Raw genomic sequence first — 17448 nt, 5'->3', positions numbered from 1 at the left:
TAAAACTCCATCAAATTATAAATCAAAAAGGAAACTCAGCTGAGTTTCCTCTTTTTGTATATCTAGTCTTCTTTCTTATCTGAAAATTGACTCATATATAAGTCATGATAGAAGCCCTTGTCAGCCAGCAGCGACTCGTGATTGCCCTGCTCAATGATTTGTCCATCCTTGAGCACCAAAATCTTGTCTGCTTCTTGGATAGTGGACAAACGGTGAGCAATGACAAAGCTCGTCCGCCCCTGCATCAGAGTTTTCATGGCCTTCTGAATCAACAGCTCCAAACGAGTGTCCACTGAGGATGTCGCCTCGTCCAAAATTAGAATCTTAGGATCGGCCAAGAGCGCCCGTGCGATCGTCAGAAGTTGTTTTTGACCCAGCGAAATATTGCTAGACTCCTGATTCATTTCCATATTGTAGCCACCCGGCAAGGTACGAATAAAGTGATCCACATTGGCTGATTTGGCTGCTTCCACAATCTCCTCATCGGTAGCATCAAGGTTACCAAAGCGGAGATTTTCCTTGATAGTCCCTTCATAAAGCCAAGCATCCTGCAGAACCATACCAAATTGCTTACGATAGTCTTGGCGGGATAGCTGGCGGATATCGTGGCCATCCACGCTGATAGAGCCCTTGGTCACATCGTAGAAACGCATGAGAAGATTGATCAAGGTCGTCTTACCAGCTCCAGTCGGCCCAACAATAGCCACCATTTCACCTGGCTGAACTTCCAGATTAAAGTTGCGAATCAGCGGCTTGTCTGCCACATATTGGAAGTCTACATCTTTGAAGCTGACTTGGCCAGTCAAGTCCTTGTCTAGCTGGACAGTATTATCCATGACTTCATCTGGCTCATCCAAAATCTGAAAAATCCGATCCAGCGAAGACTTGGCACTCTGGAGCTGACCTGCAAGCTGGGTAAGGTTTTGGATAGGCTGATTGACCTGCCAGACGTACTGGACAAAGGCCTGCATATTTCCGATGGTCAGCTGACCAGCAATAACCTGTAAACCACCAACCAGAGCCACGATGAGATAAGTCAAATCTGAAATCCCATTGAGGACGGGCATCATGAGCCCCGAGATAAAGCTAGCTTTAAAGCCGACTTCCTGCAAATTTTGAGTAATAGCTCGAAAATCCTCAGCCGAGGTCTCTTCCCGACCATAAAGTTTGAGGACATTGAAGCCTGACAGATTTTCCTGAACGAAGCCATTCATAGCACCCAAAACATCCGCCTGCTGCTTAAAGTAAGGCTGGGATTTTTTAAGAATAAATCTAGCTCCAAAATAAGTCAGAGGAATGCTGACGATAACAATCAAGGCCGGCTGGACATTCAGGTAAAGAACCATCCCGATGACCAAAATCAGGGTCATAACGGCATTAACCACCTGCAAAAAGCTTTGTTGGAGAGCATTTGAGACAGTCTCCACATCGCTGGTAAAGCGCCCAATCAAATCACCGAACTGGTGCTTATCAAAATACGAAACAGGAATTCGATTGATTTTACGACTGAGCTCATTGCGCATATCGCGAACGGTGCTCTGCACAGCATTGGTCATAAAATAGTTAGAGAAATAGGCACCAATCTCATAAAAGAGGGCACGAATAAAGTAGAGCAGCATGATCCAAGCCACATAGCTGCTATTGATGGCTGCACCGGGCACTCCCTTGGCCATATCCAGCAGATTTTGCGTCAGCTCAGTGATGGCAAGCCCTAGGACAAAAGGCTCTAGGACACTCATGACCACGCTGACAATCTTGAGGAAGACTGCAAGAAGTACGGCGGCTTTATAGACTTTTAGATAGCCCCATAAGCGGATAAAACTATTTTCTTTCATCTCTTCCTCCTATTCTTCTGTTAATGATTGGCTATTGAGCTGGGAATTGGCAATTTCGCGATAGATGGCATTATTTTCCATCAATTCCTCGTGCCGGCCTCGACCCACGATCTCACCCTTGTCTAAGACAATGATTTGATCCGCATCCATAATAGTTCCGATTCGCTGAGCCACGATAAGAACCGTTGCATCCTGCGTCACTTCCTTGAGTCGGCGGCGCAAAGTCGCATCTGTCTTGTAGTCCAGAGCCGAGAAGGAATCGTCAAAGATATAAATATCTGGCTCCTTAACAACCGCACGCGCGATGGACAGACGTTGCTTTTGACCACCAGAAAGATTGCTGCCGCCTTCAGCCAAATGCGTCTCGAAGCGCTCTTCTCTGCTCTCGATAAAGTCGCGAGCTTGAGCCACATCTGCTGCTTGATTGAGCTCCTCAGAGCTAGCATCTTCCTTACCATAGCGGATATTTTCAGCGATCGTCCCGGTAAATAGCAGAGCTTTCTGCGGGATAAAACCAATCTTCTGACGGAGGGCCTTGAGATTATAAGCGCGGACATCCACACCATCTACCAAAATCTTGCCCAAGGTCACATCATAGAAACGCGGAATCAGCTGAACCAAGGAAGATTTACCAGAACCTGTTGAGCCGATAAAGGCGATCGTTTCCCCCGGCTTGGCCTTGAAGGAAATATTATGTAGGACAGGATTTTCCGTCTCACCTGGATAGGCAAAGGTTACATTGTCAAATTCCAGATAGCCACGAGTCGCAGTTTCCGTGATCCCATTCTCATTTGGATCGATGGAAATCGGCATATCCATGACTTCCTTCAGCCGCTCGCTAGAAACCGCCGTCCGTGGATACATGGTAAAGAGACTGGACAGGAGCAGGAAGGACAGAAGGGCATGAAAACTGTACTCAATAAAGGCAACCAAATCTCCTATTTTCAGCTCGCCGCTGCCCAGTGGCTTAAGAGCAAACCAGACAATGGCTACAATCATAGCAATGATAATCTGTACAAAGAGGGGCTCCGTCAAACCGGTCAGTTTAAAGAGACGGTTGGAATTCTCCGCATAGATTTCATTTTCATTAGCGAAGCGCTCTTCCTGAAATTCCTCACGGGCAAAGGCTCGAATGACCCGCAGACCAGTCAGATTTTCCCGAGCATACTGGTTGATCTTGTCCAGCGTCTTCTGCTGCTTTTCAGACAGTGGACGCGTCTTGACCGCAACATACCAAACTACGATTGCCAAAAATGGCACTGAAATCGCCACGATCCAAGCCATGGACGGACTGGTCAGGAAAATCATGAGGATAGACGACAACATCATGATAGGCGTGATAGCTCCCATCTTGAGTGTTTGCTCCGCAAACTGCATAAGGACAAAGGCATCACTGGTAATCCGCGTCACTAGCGAAGAAACGCCAATCTGCTCGTACTCATGATGGGAATACTCCTGCAGCTTGTCATAGAGATCATTCCGCATATCCCGCACCGTGCTGGTCGTTAGTTTCCCAGCGGCATAGGAAAGGACGATCCGCCCCAAAATCCCAAGGATAATAACCAGCAGCATGATAAAGCCCCAGAAATACAGGCGTTCCTGATCGCCCTGGTTAATTCCTTCGTCAATCATGCGCGCCAAAACCGTTGGCAGCCCTAGATTGACCACTACAAAAAAGATGGCCGACACAAAATCTAGCACCAACCACTTGGGGTAGCGTTTCAAATAAGACCAAATGTAAAGCATAATCCCTCCATTTTCTATAACAATAAAAAAGCACTGAAGAGTACTTTTAGACAGAAAAGAGCGCGCAAATGCACGCCTTATTAAAAATATTATAGCAGAAATATGAAAGAGCGTAAAGACTTGTCAGGATATCTTTTCTTCGATTTTGTATTATATTTTAAGAATACATTATTTAATACAAATTGTTACAACTTGAATAATTACAAAAAAACCAAGTCGAAAGACTCGGTTTTTTTAAAATTGGATACTATATTACTTAAGAGTAACATAGGCGTTACCCTGATAATCATCGGTTTAAAGCGTTTTTCAGTTTAGTTAGTTGGTTGTGGGGGTGTCTGACGGGGTGTCAGCATTTATACCTTCATTTTGAAGTAAATCGGTAATTTCTGTTCCTATTGTACTCTGATGAGCATAATAATGCGAATAGGTGTTCAGAGTGGTTGCCTTATCAACTCGTCCTGAGCGTTGAGATACTAGCAGAACATCCTTTTTCAGAACGTTAATCATGAATGAATCATGACTATGTCGCAAGCCTTTGCCAGTGATAACTGGCACTCCCGCTTTTTCTGCATGTCGCTTTAACATTCTAGTCAGGGTACTCTTAACCATTGGCTCTCCAAATCGTGACAAAATATAGTCACTATCAGAGTTAGCTATTTGAACCTTTCTCCACCTATCAAGAACTTTTACAGTCTCATCATCAAGCTCAACATATCGCATACCTGCCATTGTCTTGGTCTGCTCTTTTCGATGGTAAACTCCACCTTTCAAAGCTTCTAAAGTAGCATGAACAAATATACGTTTATTCTCACTGTCATAATCAGACCACAACAAGGCGAACCCCTCACTAACTCGGACACCAGTCATATAATAGAGCCAGACCGTAGTAAAACGAAGTAAGTCTTCATAGTCGGTCAAATCAAAGGTTGTAAGAACTTTCTTGAACTCATTAAAAGTCCAAAATTTCGTATTAGTTCTAGCACCTCTAGGGTTATCAAGGCTCTTGCAAGGAAAAGCCTTGATATACTCCATCCTTTCAGCATAGCCCATACATTGCTTGAAACGAATCCAAACACCTCTAGCATAGTTCGGAGAATACTTGTCTATCAGTTTAATCCGAAATCTCTCACAATCTCTTGGACTAATATCTTTTAACTTTTGATTCCCAAACTCCTTAATAAAGGTAGCAAAGTGCGTTAGGGCTGTACGATAAGTGACATCTTGAACAGTCTGCTTATAGTATGGCAGAAAAACATCTTCCATATACTGAGCAAAGGTTAGATTATAGTCAGTGTAGGAAAATCTTTCATAGAACTCTACTCTTGCTCTACAAAGTTCATCATAGGCTTGTTTCTCAGTCTCAAATGGTTTACCCCACTTATCACGATAGCTTTTAAAGCGTTGTCGTTTACCATCAGCTGAAGCCTTAAATTCAGTTTGGCAGTAGATACGCCCCTTCTTGTCTCTAAAGACACCTTTGTATTTTTTGTTTTTAGTCATTTCAGTTGTCCTCTCTATTAGGTCAACCGAAAGCCTAATAGCTCTTCTACTATTTCAGTCGGAGCTAAATCTAATCGTCGATTATCAAAAGGCGATTTACTCAATTTTAGCACATTATCCGAAGAATTACTAGCTTCATTGAATCGCCTAATGGCAATAGCTTTCGCTTCTCTGATGATTTGTTTTGCACTGGCTTTTGAAAAGCCTAATTCTATTAACCTTTTATGATTTACTGTTTTCATTTTACACCTCCTTCGTGTATAATAGAGGTACGCAAGTTACCCCTTGCTACAACTATTTGGACTCATTGGAAGACTTTAGCGAGGATTTCAATGAGTTTTTTCCTTTATTTCCTATTGGGTTCATAGTTGAGTGGAATGCATCTTTCTCAAAATCATAAAGCAACACATCAGGATTAGAGCGATCAAACTGATAAGCGAAGCGTTCAATTTGTTCTTTGGAGTGGCTATTATAGTCAGCTACCGAGAATATCAGTTGCTTGTATAAGATTTTCGCTTCTTCATTAGTGACCTTAAAATGATAAATAACCTTATTGATACGCCTCATCATTTGGTCAACTGAATCAGCAGTTCTTTTTTCCTCAGGTACCATGATATTGTACACTTGTTTCGGTGAGAATATACTAGTGATATGGATTTCTTCCCACAAGGCAAAAACATTGCTATATCGCGCGTGCATCTGATGAGGGTATCTATCGGTAACTTTCAAAAACTCTGCATAATTCATCTCACCTTTATACTCTTCCATAAAGAGAATACCCTCACCCTGATAGCCATCAAGACCACCATTTTGGTAATCACTCCAAACATAAACGGACTCTCTTCCAAATTCTTGCTTAAGTCTGACTTGGGTGTAACTTTTACCTGAACCTGAATCTCCAGTATGCCAATATACCTTCAATTCTTTGTGGTCTGGTGTATCTCTGAGACGGAGTTGATAATAATGTTCCCTTATCATTTTGGAATAGGCACGATACTCTAAATGGTCAAGCATAATTTCCTCAGGTGTTGCACCTTCTTCTAACTGCTGCTGGATATAATCGAGGTCAGAACGTTGTCCTTGACGATTGGCTCTTAACTCTCCATATAACTTCATCGGAACTACAATAGTATGAGCTTTTTCTTCATGTTTACCTTTTTTCTCAAAGTATGCAAGGACTTCCTCTTTAGTTCCTCGTGTGATTTCAGCATGGATAGTTGGAAATAAAGTTTGCAAAGTTGAAAATCGAAAACTTTGCTTATCTTCCAAAACCATATGACAATGGTGAGTGCCTTTGTCTCCAATTTCATAATTGACTGCACAGACGGAATTTTCATTTCGCCCAATCCACAACTCCATAAGATAATCCACAATCTCCTCAGGAGTATACGTGTCTTGATTAAGATTATTTCTAAAAGCACTAATCCGCTTTTTCGTCTTATCTTTGAACCTATCATCAAAATAGTATGACGACTTATCAAAAAGCTTATCTACATTGTTCAGCACACAACAGAAACTACTTGCTCTGAAAGTGCTACTTATTTCTTTAGTTGTCATTACTAATACCTCAAGTCATTTTCATTAGTGACAGAATCAAGAGGTCAAACACCTTAATTACAGGCTTTCAAGACCGCCTTGTCACTGTCATTAAAGTCAACAGGTAATACTATACTGTTGACTTTTGTTCTTGCTCCGCAGGGCAGGGGCTTCGCCCCTTGCAACCCCACCCCTCAAACTGACAGATGAAGCGCCACTACACCACAATAGACTTCACTCTAACCGAGTAAAGGAACAGGGATAAAACTTTCCTGTTTAAGCGCTAACCTTTGGTCGCTGACAGAAAACTTTTATCCCTTGCCCTACGGGCTCCTTGACTCAATTATCCATGGGGTGGTTATTGGAGTTCACCCGATACACTGACAAAACAAACAAGATGCTTACTGTATCGGATTCGGCTATTTTACCACCCCAGGACGTTCTACCTTATCTAGCGTTTCAGCATATCCTTTATTCTCAAAAAGACCAACTCACGGCGTTTCTCATACGGAAAAATGATTGGCATGATATGACCACCATACTCCTGAGCATACCCTTTGCCTACTGGAGAGCTTTTAACTTCCGTTAAATCATCATCTTGGCGGTCAAAAATCATGCGCTTACCCTCAGTGCTGATTCCACCTACACAGATTCGTAATCCAAAATTTGAACGGTTCTGAGTTCCTCCTAGTAGAGAACTATCAGGCTGTTGCATAGTCACGATAATACGCCATCCACCTTCTCCATCACCAATATTTCGAGATAGTCGCAACATCTCTCCGAATCGTTGGAAGAACTTAACCTTTTCAGTTTTTCCAGTATAAGCTTCAGCAAGCGAAGCCATTTCTTCGATAATCAACCAGTGGATGTCATCACCGATAGGCTCGATACCTTCTAACTGCTTACGAAAAAGCCAATAAGCCTGTTCAAAGCCCTCTTTGGCACCTTCAACTGAATAGTAACCGGCAACATCTCGTAACTCTTTCCAGTCCTTTGAGCCTTTATAATCTAGTACGGTCATTTTATCCCCTAAAGGAGACAGCTTAGCAATACAATGTGCAATATGCAACATAGCAACGGACTTCCCCGAACCAGTAGATCCTGATAAGAGCAAATGCCCTTTTAGATTTAGCCAAATAGGGTATCCCGTCTTTCTATTATGAAATAATGGGAATTTTCTCATTAGTTCAACTCACTTTCAACTGAGTCAACTTCTGAGGTTTTTGACTGCTCATAGCGTTCCGTATCATACCTTGCATTTTGAACCTGCTCGATCGAAGCAAGTTGAACCATAGAATAATAGAAACCATCTTCATTCAAAATTGGTTCAGATACTCCTACAATTTGGAATCCTGTACTCAATAACCGAACTTGATTCAAGTCAAGCAATTGACCTTTTAGATCCTCAAATTCAACTAAAGTCGGCTTTCGCTTAAAGGATACCCAACTATTATTCAAATCAAACTTAAAATCTCTGATAATACCCTCAGTATCTAACAAAGTCATTAAGTGATATCTGATTTTTGAACTAGCTTTAACATAGTTGATACGCTGATTTCGTACATTCCACTCTTCCTTAGCTTTAGGAATAATATAATTCCAAATTTTACGCCAAGCCGTTATATAGGCACTAAGCAAGTCTCCGATTTCTCGGAGACACAGCACTAGAGGAAATAAGAGGATTGCAATAATTAGAGTTCTGAAAATCTCAATCATATTACACCTCCAATTCAAGCTTTTCCGCTTTGAACCATGAACCATTGTGGCCAATAGGACCTCCTGTTACTCCATAGAAAGCAACAACATCTCCCATCTCAACTTCAAGAAGTTCAGGAACTTTGATTTCAAGCTCAAGGTTTTTAGGCTTCAATACAACTGAGTATTTCCATCCTCCATTAACCACCTCCACAACCCCAGTAGAAAGAGCTACTAGTCGCTCAATCACTTCAGCTTGGTATTCCTTACCTGTCTTTGAACTCGTTAGAGTCTTCGTTTCAGATGGGAAACCTGTTACTTCCTCAATAGTTCTTACGAACGATGCCTTAGCCATTAGACTTTACCTATATTTTCTAGGGATAGTATCCGCCTTTTTGTTATCCCAGCCCATTATAGGACGGCCTATTAGAAATACCCAATTTGTATTTCTAATTTTATTTTCTCATAGCGACTTATCCAATAACTCTCACTTAAAAAATAAAATTAAAAATGGTACAATCTATATTTCTGATTTTATTTTCTCATAGCAATTTATCCAATAACTCTCACTTAAAAAATAAAATTAAAAAAGGCAGATTTTTCTGCCTTAATTTAATAATTTAGCTTCCTGTAGTGCTTCTCGATAAAATTTTTCTTTAAATTTCTTCTTAGGAATCTTTTGACCAGAATTATAGTATGCTAAATTAATTATTGAATTAATAAGATGATCTTGTAATTTCTTGTTATCATAACCTAACTTAGATTTGATAGAATCAATTAAAATCTTTAAGAAATTTTGATTCGTGACTGTATCATAGACAAATTCAGTATTAACCTTATCCAAAGTCATCAACTTCTCTATAAAGCTACCAGAATACGTTTTCCCATTTTTCTTCCTAGGGAAACCTATTGAGTCTTTATCAAAATCTGATAATGTTTTATATATATTCTCATCTTTCAATTTTCTCTTTTTCCTAGACATACTTTTATCTTGTTCATAGTGCAAACAATTAGATGGTTCAAAATCACTTATATAAAGTAATACTCTTCTAATTTTATGTAGGTCAGATAAGTATTGAAGCTCTGATTTGCTAACAATATTTTCTACCACATACCTTCTATTATCAAACTCAAAAATTATCCCTGTCATTTTGAGATACGAAGAAGGTAATTTATTTTTTGACGAATATAAATTTCTGTATTTTTTCATATAAAGATCCTCCTGATAATATAATATCAGGACATCGTCTTGAATAAGTCACACTTTTTCAGAAAAAATTCCTCTACTGTAACATATGTGATGGGAGGTTAATTATCTCAACATCTCTTCATACATCTAAAAGAACTTAGCCATAGTTTCACTTTTGGTAAACCAAGTCTTTTTACCATCAACTTCTTTGGTCATTCCATAAGCTTCCTATAAATTGCCTTATCATTTGCTTGGTGAGATGTACGGAGTTCTACTGACATTGCTAACTCAACGTAAATGTAGGCTAAAGAGCTAGAATGGTATTAGGAAAGTACCATCTGACTGTTTAATAGCTTTTGTCAGGTCTTTATCTTTCCAACAAGCAACAAACTCTTTTGCTCATTTCTTTTGTTCTTTTACAGTGTAAGACTTCTTAGTCAACTTCTCCCCATTTCTAGTTTCCACTTTTCAAAATAGTAGCAAAGAGAATGCACACTTTCTATTTTTTCAATTACTTAATTATATCATTTATTGATAAGACAATAAATCTTTAGTAGTTTACACAAACCCCCCCCACAGCAATTTGTGGGGGGGTCTGTAGGGGTGTTTCAAATGAAACTTCCTATTTTTTAATCGCCTTAACTCAACGAAAAGGCTTTAATACTAGGCTTTCGGTCCTAAGCAATCGATAAACGATTATTTAAGAGTAACTGAAGCGTCGTTGCTTTAGTTGTTCTCACACAGCTATTTTTTACTTGGTTTCTTTACTTGGCGGGATTGTGGCGGGACTTGCAGTTAGTCCGAGCTCTCCTAACACCTCTGTTATTTCAGCACCGCCAGTAACAATCTGTCTATCATAGAAATGAGAATAGGTGTTTAGTGTTGTAGCTTTGTCCGTTCTTCCTGAACGAGCCGAGACATACAAAACATCTTTTTTTAGAACGTTTATCATAAATGAATCATGACTATGACGTAGACCTTTCCCAGTAATAACCGGAACCTTAGCCACTAGTGCATGCCTTTTTAACATTCTACTTAAGGTAGATTTGTTCATGGGAGTGTTAAACCGTGCTAATACAAAATTATCTTCTCTATTATACACTTGTACAGTTCTCCAATTTTGCAACACTTTAACAGTTTCTTCATCTATTTCTAAGAAACGCATTCCTGCCCTTGTTTTTGTCTGCTCTTTTCGAACGTATTTCCCATTCCCTTGATATTCGAGGGTAGACTGAATATGAATAACCTTATTTTTAAGATCTATGTCTGACCACTTTAAACTAAGACCCTCAGAGACTCGCATCCCCGTCATAAAATAAAGCCAGATAGCCGTATAAAACTGCCTCTCTTCATAAACTGTCTGATCAAAAGTTTTTAATACCTTATCAAGTTCCTCTACAGTCCAAAATTCAGTTTTCGGTTTTTCTCCTTTAGGATTGTCTAACTTTCGACAAGGATTATTATCGATGTATTCCAAGCGTTCTGCATAATTTAAGCACTTCTTCAGTTTACCCCAAAGTCCTTTTGCGTAGTTTGGAGAGTAGTCTTCCATTAAAGATAATCTAAAATCTTCGCATTCCCGAACATTGATTTCAGACAATTTCTTGTCAGCAAAAACTTCAATAAAAGTCTTATATTGAGGATAAGCTGTTTGATAGGTTACGGACTGAACAGTTTTCTTATAATATGGCAAATAGACATCTTCCATAAATTTTGAAAATGGAATATCTAATTGTGGTCTATTTGCACTGGCACTAGCTAATTTAGCATTGTATTCAGTTCTTATCCTACAGACTTCGTCAAAGGCTTGCTTTTCTGTTTTAAAATCAATTCCAAATTGATCTTTATAAGATTTAACCCTAAACCTCTTTCGGTCACCCGTAGACGGATCTACACCGAATTCAACCTCATAGTAAATTTTTCCTTTCTTATTTCGACTTACGCATTTATATTTTTTACTCATTTTGTTCCTTTCTTTCAGAAAGCAACTTAAAGCCGAGTAATTCTTCTACAATATACGTAGGAGCTAAATTAAGACGAGAATTATCAAATGGTGATTTACTTAATTCTACCACATTATTTGATAAAACTCTAGATTCTTCAAATTGACGAACAGCAATTAACTTTGCTTGTCTTATAATATCCCGTGCCGTATGTTCAGGGAAACCCAATTTCATTAATTCTGTATGATTTATTGTTTGCATCATCTTTTCCTTCTAATTCTTAATTACAGAGATTTCCATCTTTTGATAAGGCTTAGAATAGTTCAACAAATTAGATCATTAACCAAAAGCCTTAAACTATTTTTCCTTAAAATAATTGTACATTGCATAATAGTCGAATTCCATCTTAACACCGGTTCTTCCATTACGATTTTTTAAAACTACTAACTCAATTTCTCTAGGATTTCTTGATTTCGCTTCATTAACGTCAAAGCTATCTCGACCAGTACCCTTAAGTTGAAGTCCAATCAAAACATCGCTAGAATATTCGATTGCTCCGCTCTCCTTGAACGACTGCATATTTACAATAGATTTGTAGTTTTCTCTATTAAAAGAAGAAATAGCAATTACTGGTGTTTTAAAGTCTCGGCTGATCCTTTTCAATTCTATTACCGATCTATCTGTGTTTTGTTTTTCAGTTAATCGTTCATTCACCGAGTATAGAATCTGTAAGTAATCAATAATAACGACAGGTACTTTTCCAGTATATTTGAGATGATTTTTAACATTTCTCCGAATTAGTTCCACACCAATAGGTCCTGTACCTTCGACAATGTAAATATTTTTGCAGTATTGAGAGTAATTTTCTCTAGCTTTTTTAATCAAATCAATCTCTGGGGTGCTGTAACCTGAATATCTACTCCCCTCAGTAATTCCTCGTGCTGTTTTTGCATTTCTGATATCACTATTAGAGGCAATAGATTCGATAACAGTGTGACGACTAATACTTTTACTAATTATTTCCCACCTAGACATTTCAAGACTAAAAATCAAAACATCTGTTCCCTGTGCTGCAATTTGATCAGCAATCTGAGTTACAAATGTTGTCTTTCCAAGGGAGGAAATTGCACCAACACAATACAAGCCTTCGTAAAGACCACCTTCTAACAGATAATCTAAACCTTCAAAATTTGTTTTAATACATGAAGTATTTGAACCATTCGTAATATCATTAAAAAACTTCGGAAGATGATTAGCTGTTGAATATTCAAGATACCGCTCTTTTTCACTTTTTGTTTGATTGATTGCATTTTCTACCATTTTGTTAAATACTCCTTTATTCTTCACTAACATTTCGTTAGGATCTTTTACATCATCAATAGTTAATTTATAAGTAATAAATTTAATTTTCTTACTTATAAATTGCTCTGCTAATTTTAGTTCAGCCTCTCTCCCCTTTTCGTCTTGGTCCAATGAGAGAATGAATGTACGATCAATTTTTAGATCAGAAACAAGATTAATTAGTTTATTTATATTTCCAATGCTCCCGAGTCCTACTGCCTTTCCACCAACTTCAACGATGCTCATGGCATCTATTTCGCCTTCTACAATAAAAATTGGATCCGTAGATTTTTTGAAGAGTTCACTTTTATTAAAAAGATCGCTTTCTCCCACTTTCTGTTTCATATAGTTTAATTGATATTCTGGTACAATTTCTCTTGTATCACGAGCAAAATAACAACTCTCGCTTAAAGGAATAATTAACCTGGGAGTTTCAGGGACATTTGGATTAGTCACATGGGGATGCTTCCATTTTTTTACATAACCAACTTTAAACCGTTGGACTGTTGAAAAACTCAACCCTCGTTTAAGAAAATAGTCAGTTTCACAGAGATGCTTTGTAGCCTCATTATAAAAGCTTAAATAATTATCTTTTTTCTCTTCTCCCTTTAAAGGAAAAACAGCATTGTAATTTAAATATTCACTTCTCTGGTTCTTGAATCCATCACATTCAGTTGATAGATTAAACAACTCTCTGACACGCTTCAATTGATCCTTAAATTTATCAAGTCCTTCTATATAGCCGATAAGATCAAAGATATCTCCACCTCTATCACAAGAGAAACACTTCCATTGAGTTTCAGCGTAAATATGAAAAGCTCCAGTTCTATTTCGACCTTCACCACTGTGGCAGAGAGGGCAAATATATGCTCCCTTACCACCTTTACGACTTTGTTCAGAGATTTGGTCAATGTAGGCTTTCAAATAGGATTTTTCTTCTTCAAACATATTTGTACTCCTTTTTTCATTTCCTGTAAAAAAATAAAATCCGGATTTTTTCTTTACAGGAAAAATTATAGCATTGCCTTCAATACGAAAATTGAAGGCATATGATGCTTATTAATATTATTAGTATTGAAAATCAGAGATGCTAAAATATCAGTTATACCAAGGGTGAAAAATTTTTTTACAAAATCAACATACCCCAAATTCTAATTCAACATACTCCAAATTCTAATTCAACACACCCCATAAATACTGATTTAATCGAAGTAAATCGATAAATCAGTAAATTTAAATCCCTAAAACTTTAAAACGAATCCTAAATTTTTGAAATTCAAAAAATGATTTCATTTCTAACTGTTTATCCGATAAAGGATTGTTATTAGAATCACAGTATTCCCAACTTATCAGGATTTTATCATCGACTAGTTTAGTAAGTGAATTATCAAGGCTATCCTCAATTCTTGAATGCCAACCGCCTTTTTTCAATCGAACTTCTTCTATTGAAGGAATTTTAGGACATACATTCAATAGAACTTCAACAGATATGACTTCATGAATCTTTTTCTTTCTATTATTATGGATACTTTGATGATAGATTAGTTTTTTTGCGATAGAATAAACATTTTTACTACGTTCATCAATTTTAAAAAGTCTGATGGGGAAATTAGTAACATAAGAAGTAATTAAATATCTAACGAATTTTTCAGTCAATTGAACTGTATAAATTCCATTTTTACAGTTGAATTCCTCAATCAGTTTCATATCTTTGAATTCTTTGATTTCCGATTTTCTCTTTTCTGCAGTACTAATAGAAAGATCGTTTAGCAAGCTTAATGCCTCTTCAATGATACGACGTACATTCTTTTTCGTTGAGATACTTGCTGGTTTAGATTTCCCCATAAGTTCTGCATACTGTTTAATTGAAAATTCAACCAAGCAATTAACAGCCTCTTCTTCACTTAGTCTATATTGGTTCTTCTTCCCGACAAGAAGAATCAATAAATCCAACATCTTCAATACTCGGAGCTTGAAATAATCTTTGTTAGCGTCAAAGTTTTCAATATGAATCGTACCAGTCTCTAAATGAATCGAAGTTTGATTAGTGATCGGATCCCTTACTTTGTCAACTGTTTTCAAATTAACAGAAGTTAGCAAATTCAAAGTTGGTGCATTTAAAATCTTCTCGATTTTCTCATTTTTATCTACAGGCATTATATAACCTCTTTTTTATTTATTTGAAAAGATTTTTGAGAGCAAAAAAAAAGAGTTGTAGCTTGATAGCTACAACTCTCTTACACTCAATAAATTTTCTTTTCATACTTATAGTCTGCCATTTTTTGATAAAAGTAAAAAAAAGAAAAATCAAAAAAAGTCGCTTTTTCTACCAAAAATTGCTCCATTTTCTACTAAAATTTAAAAAGGACACTTTACAAAGTGCCCTTTAAAATAGCGGAAATAGCGATATTTTAAGGATTTTAATACACATTATAAGATCTTCCATATAGGATAAAAAATTTTTTTGACCAAATTAAAAAAATTTTTATTAATTTTTTCTAATAACCTTAGACAGGTTATAACCCTAAACGGTCAGAATCCCAATTTCCATAATCATCGTATCCAAAACCATCGGGATCCATTGCATCAATTCCAGCCTGCTCAAGTGAATTACTGCAGAAATTACAATAATAGAAACCAGTTTCTGGATCGCTAAATTCCCAATCAAGATCATCTTCATCAAAGTCGTTTCCACATTCAGTACAAACATATTGTCCTACAAATCGATGCATCTCTCTAAATTGCTGCTTTTGTTCATCCGTTCCTCCTCGAACGAAGATTTTACCATTTTTACTATGGCAAAAATGACAGTCTGGAGATTTTCTGTTTTGAGGATAATTTTTATTATTTTTAATTTGTGGTTCCTTCAACACAACCTGCTCATCATTTATAGTACTTATATAGCTTGACTCATTTATATTAGATTCAAAACTTTCATTATAATCATACTCATTCTCATATATTTCTTTCCTATTCCTATCTTCATTTAAAACTTCAACAACACTTTTTAAGATAGTAATAGCTGCATATTCTATAATTTCTACACGATTATCTTTAACCCACTTAAAACTTTTTTGACTCACATCAACCGTTTTGTCTACTATCTCTTGTGATAAATCCTTCATCCCATTTATAAATTTCATCTTTCTCCAAACCCTTATAAATATAAAATTTTAACGAAATAGTATATTCCTAAAGACTTTTCATTTTATCATGCTTTTGTCTCTTAATAATTGTTGGATTTTCAATTTGCTTTTTCCACATCGCAATTCCCTTTCAGTTCGATATATAAATTATAACTCACTTTTACATATTAAGTAATCACTTTTGGGATATTTAGGTCCCGAAAATAGAACTGACATATAATAACTAATCTACATCAAATATAAAATAACACAATTTTAGATTTAACTAAAGTATATTAAAATAAAAATGACATTCAAGAAAGTCATCTTGAATGTCTATATAAGTTAGTATTAGCTTATTTATTAACGTTTTAAGAAATCTGATTCTTTACAAACTTCCTTAAGGCTTATTTTGTCAAAGTTTTATTTTAGGTTGTTTCGAGATCACTTGCTTCCAACATCACACAGATTTTTCTTTTTTGACTTCAAAGTAATTTTATGAATTTAATTAAGATAGAGAGTTTTCATTTTGTTTCTAACACTATCAAGAAACTTAATACTACTATAATTTTTGGATTATTTAACTATTACTAAATTCTAACCCCTTGTTTATATAAACACAAAATAAATTATTAAACTTTTGTTATAGCTGTTTCTACTATTGTTCCATCATCAATTATCAACAATTCTACAAAAGAGATCGCTAAATAATTCATATCTAAATCATATCTTTTTTCAATTTTATTAGTATAATCTATATTCTCCTTAAAAATAATATTTTTTTCTTTATCATATATATAAACACTAATTATAGCGCTATTAGAATATCCATTTAATAAGCAATTAATGGTTAATGTCGATTTATTTAAATTTTGACTATTTCCTAATACAGCATTAAAATCATATACATGTAGTTTAGGAGTACTATAAATAATACTCTCCGGAATTTTGTCTAAGATTGAATCTAACGTTGAATCTAGCATCACATTATTGTTTTGTTTTTCTTCTTCAATAGAGCATACCTTAATTATAAGTTCATTTTCCTCCAAACGTAGTAGATTTGTAATTTCAAACTCTATAGTCTGTTCAAGTCCCTTTGAAAATCCAACAAAGCACCCATTCATCCAAATATACACGGGCAGATTTAAGCTTTGCATTTTCAAGATAATATTTTTAGTAATTAATTTATCTTCACCTTTAAAATGATTAAACAAAGTTACCAATGTAGATTCGTCATCACCATTTTTTTCATTGAAATCTGATTTCATGTAAGTCCAATTATTGTTTAAGTGTATCTTATCTATTTGAAAATAGTCTAGTTGATTTATACCTACATATTTATCAAAATAATAATGCTCAGAATGTTCAGGTAATTGATTTACTCCTGTTATAGCAGAATTTTTCAACCAGCTATATTCCACTTTAATATTTTTCATCTCTAATACCTCTTTGTAAAGCAATTTATCTTCATATTCCTCCGTCTACTTAATGCGATATATTAGAAAAAACAGAGTCTGCTTTACCAGACTCTGCATATG

At 36.4% G+C, this 17448-nt stretch carries 15 protein-coding genes; all 15 read right to left on the bottom strand.

Annotated features, from left to right (window positions below; genetic code table 11):
- Positions 1–62 precede the first annotated feature (62 nt).
- On the bottom strand, positions 63–1835 hold the full coding sequence (locus A0765_RS04185; protein ID WP_062004807.1) for an ABC transporter ATP-binding protein: 1773 nt from the start codon (positions 1833–1835) through the stop codon (positions 63–65).
- A gap of 9 nt (positions 1836–1844) precedes the next feature.
- Positions 1845–3581: an ABC transporter ATP-binding protein gene (locus A0765_RS04180; protein ID WP_062004805.1), complete on the bottom strand. Its 1737-nt coding sequence runs from the start codon at positions 3579–3581 to the stop codon at positions 1845–1847.
- 315 nt (positions 3582–3896) lie between these two features.
- Entirely contained in the window at positions 3897–5081 is a 1185-nt protein-coding gene (locus A0765_RS04170) for a tyrosine-type recombinase/integrase (RefSeq protein ID WP_062004802.1), read from the bottom strand.
- A gap of 17 nt (positions 5082–5098) precedes the next feature.
- Positions 5099–5323: a DUF3173 family protein gene (locus A0765_RS04165; RefSeq protein ID WP_062004800.1), complete on the bottom strand. Its 225-nt coding sequence runs from the start codon at positions 5321–5323 to the stop codon at positions 5099–5101.
- Positions 5324–5375: 52 nt separating this feature from the next.
- Positions 5376–6638: a hypothetical protein gene (locus A0765_RS04160; RefSeq protein WP_062004798.1), complete on the bottom strand. Its 1263-nt coding sequence runs from the start codon at positions 6636–6638 to the stop codon at positions 5376–5378.
- Positions 6639–7068: 430 nt separating this feature from the next.
- Complete coding sequence (locus tag A0765_RS04155; RefSeq protein ID WP_062004796.1) at positions 7069–7638, bottom strand: hypothetical protein; 570 nt, start codon at positions 7636–7638, stop codon at positions 7069–7071.
- A gap of 161 nt (positions 7639–7799) precedes the next feature.
- Positions 7800–8333, bottom strand: a complete 534-nt coding sequence (locus tag A0765_RS04150) for a hypothetical protein (RefSeq protein ID WP_062004794.1) — start codon at positions 8331–8333, stop codon at positions 7800–7802.
- Between the two features lies 1 nt (position 8334).
- Positions 8335–8667 (bottom strand): hypothetical protein, encoded by a 333-nt coding sequence (locus A0765_RS04145; RefSeq protein WP_062004792.1) that lies wholly within the window; start codon positions 8665–8667, stop codon positions 8335–8337.
- A 252-nt stretch (positions 8668–8919) separates the two neighbouring features.
- The gene (locus tag A0765_RS04140) at positions 8920–9522 is read right to left on the bottom strand and encodes a hypothetical protein (protein ID WP_062004790.1); all 603 of its coding nucleotides are present in this window, start codon (positions 9520–9522) and stop codon (positions 8920–8922) included.
- 730 nt (positions 9523–10252) lie between these two features.
- The gene (locus tag A0765_RS04135) at positions 10253–11464 is read right to left on the bottom strand and encodes a tyrosine-type recombinase/integrase (RefSeq protein ID WP_062004788.1); all 1212 of its coding nucleotides are present in this window, start codon (positions 11462–11464) and stop codon (positions 10253–10255) included.
- Complete coding sequence (locus A0765_RS04130; RefSeq protein WP_062004787.1) at positions 11457–11708, bottom strand: DUF3173 family protein; 252 nt, start codon at positions 11706–11708, stop codon at positions 11457–11459. Before A0765_RS04130 ends, A0765_RS04135 begins: the two co-directional genes overlap by 8 nt.
- A 93-nt stretch (positions 11709–11801) precedes the next feature.
- A complete protein-coding gene (locus tag A0765_RS04125; RefSeq protein ID WP_062004785.1) occupies positions 11802–13733 on the bottom strand; it encodes a DnaB-like helicase C-terminal domain-containing protein in 1932 nt (643 codons plus the stop codon).
- Positions 13734–14018: 285 nt separating this feature from the next.
- Positions 14019–14942: a hypothetical protein gene (locus A0765_RS04120; protein WP_062004784.1), complete on the bottom strand. Its 924-nt coding sequence runs from the start codon at positions 14940–14942 to the stop codon at positions 14019–14021.
- A 359-nt stretch (positions 14943–15301) separates the two neighbouring features.
- Positions 15302–15928: a hypothetical protein gene (locus A0765_RS10620; protein WP_257000806.1), complete on the bottom strand. Its 627-nt coding sequence runs from the start codon at positions 15926–15928 to the stop codon at positions 15302–15304.
- Positions 15929–16542: 614 nt separating this feature from the next.
- Positions 16543–17346 (bottom strand): glycoside hydrolase family 2 protein, encoded by an 804-nt coding sequence (locus A0765_RS04110; RefSeq protein WP_062004782.1) that lies wholly within the window; start codon positions 17344–17346, stop codon positions 16543–16545.
- Positions 17347–17448: the final 102 nt, after the last annotated feature.

This window comes from Streptococcus cristatus, from assembly GCF_001588905.1.
Lineage (GTDB): Bacteria > Bacillota > Bacilli > Lactobacillales > Streptococcaceae > Streptococcus > Streptococcus cristatus_N.
Note: the sequence above shows the minus strand (reverse complement) of the source record. Positions and strands in the feature narration are given on the sequence as shown.

Bases quoted from the DNA above. Each gene is read 5' to 3' on its own strand.
- A0765_RS04185 (WP_062004807.1), bottom strand. From the start codon at position 1,835: ATGAAAGAAAATAGTTTTATCCGCTTATGGGGCTATCTAAAAGTCTAT.
- A0765_RS04180 (WP_062004805.1), bottom strand. From the start codon at position 3,581: ATGCTTTACATTTGGTCTTATTTGAAACGCTACCCCAAGTGGTTGGTG.
- A0765_RS04170 (WP_062004802.1), bottom strand. From the start codon at position 5,081: ATGACTAAAAACAAAAAATACAAAGGTGTCTTTAGAGACAAGAAGGGG.
- A0765_RS04165 (WP_062004800.1), bottom strand. From the start codon at position 5,323: ATGAAAACAGTAAATCATAAAAGGTTAATAGAATTAGGCTTTTCAAAA.
- A0765_RS04160 (WP_062004798.1), bottom strand. From the start codon at position 6,638: ATGACAACTAAAGAAATAAGTAGCACTTTCAGAGCAAGTAGTTTCTGT.
- A0765_RS04155 (WP_062004796.1), bottom strand. From the start codon at position 7,638: ATGACCGTACTAGATTATAAAGGCTCAAAGGACTGGAAAGAGTTACGA.
- A0765_RS04150 (WP_062004794.1), bottom strand. From the start codon at position 8,333: ATGATTGAGATTTTCAGAACTCTAATTATTGCAATCCTCTTATTTCCT.
- A0765_RS04145 (WP_062004792.1), bottom strand. From the start codon at position 8,667: ATGGCTAAGGCATCGTTCGTAAGAACTATTGAGGAAGTAACAGGTTTC.
- A0765_RS04140 (WP_062004790.1), bottom strand. From the start codon at position 9,522: ATGAAAAAATACAGAAATTTATATTCGTCAAAAAATAAATTACCTTCT.
- A0765_RS04135 (WP_062004788.1), bottom strand. From the start codon at position 11,464: ATGAGTAAAAAATATAAATGCGTAAGTCGAAATAAGAAAGGAAAAATT.
- A0765_RS04130 (WP_062004787.1), bottom strand. From the start codon at position 11,708: ATGATGCAAACAATAAATCATACAGAATTAATGAAATTGGGTTTCCCT.
- A0765_RS04125 (WP_062004785.1), bottom strand. From the start codon at position 13,733: ATGTTTGAAGAAGAAAAATCCTATTTGAAAGCCTACATTGACCAAATC.
- A0765_RS04120 (WP_062004784.1), bottom strand. From the start codon at position 14,942: ATGCCTGTAGATAAAAATGAGAAAATCGAGAAGATTTTAAATGCACCA.
- A0765_RS10620 (WP_257000806.1), bottom strand. From the start codon at position 15,928: ATGAAATTTATAAATGGGATGAAGGATTTATCACAAGAGATAGTAGAC.
- A0765_RS04110 (WP_062004782.1), bottom strand. From the start codon at position 17,346: ATGAAAAATATTAAAGTGGAATATAGCTGGTTGAAAAATTCTGCTATA.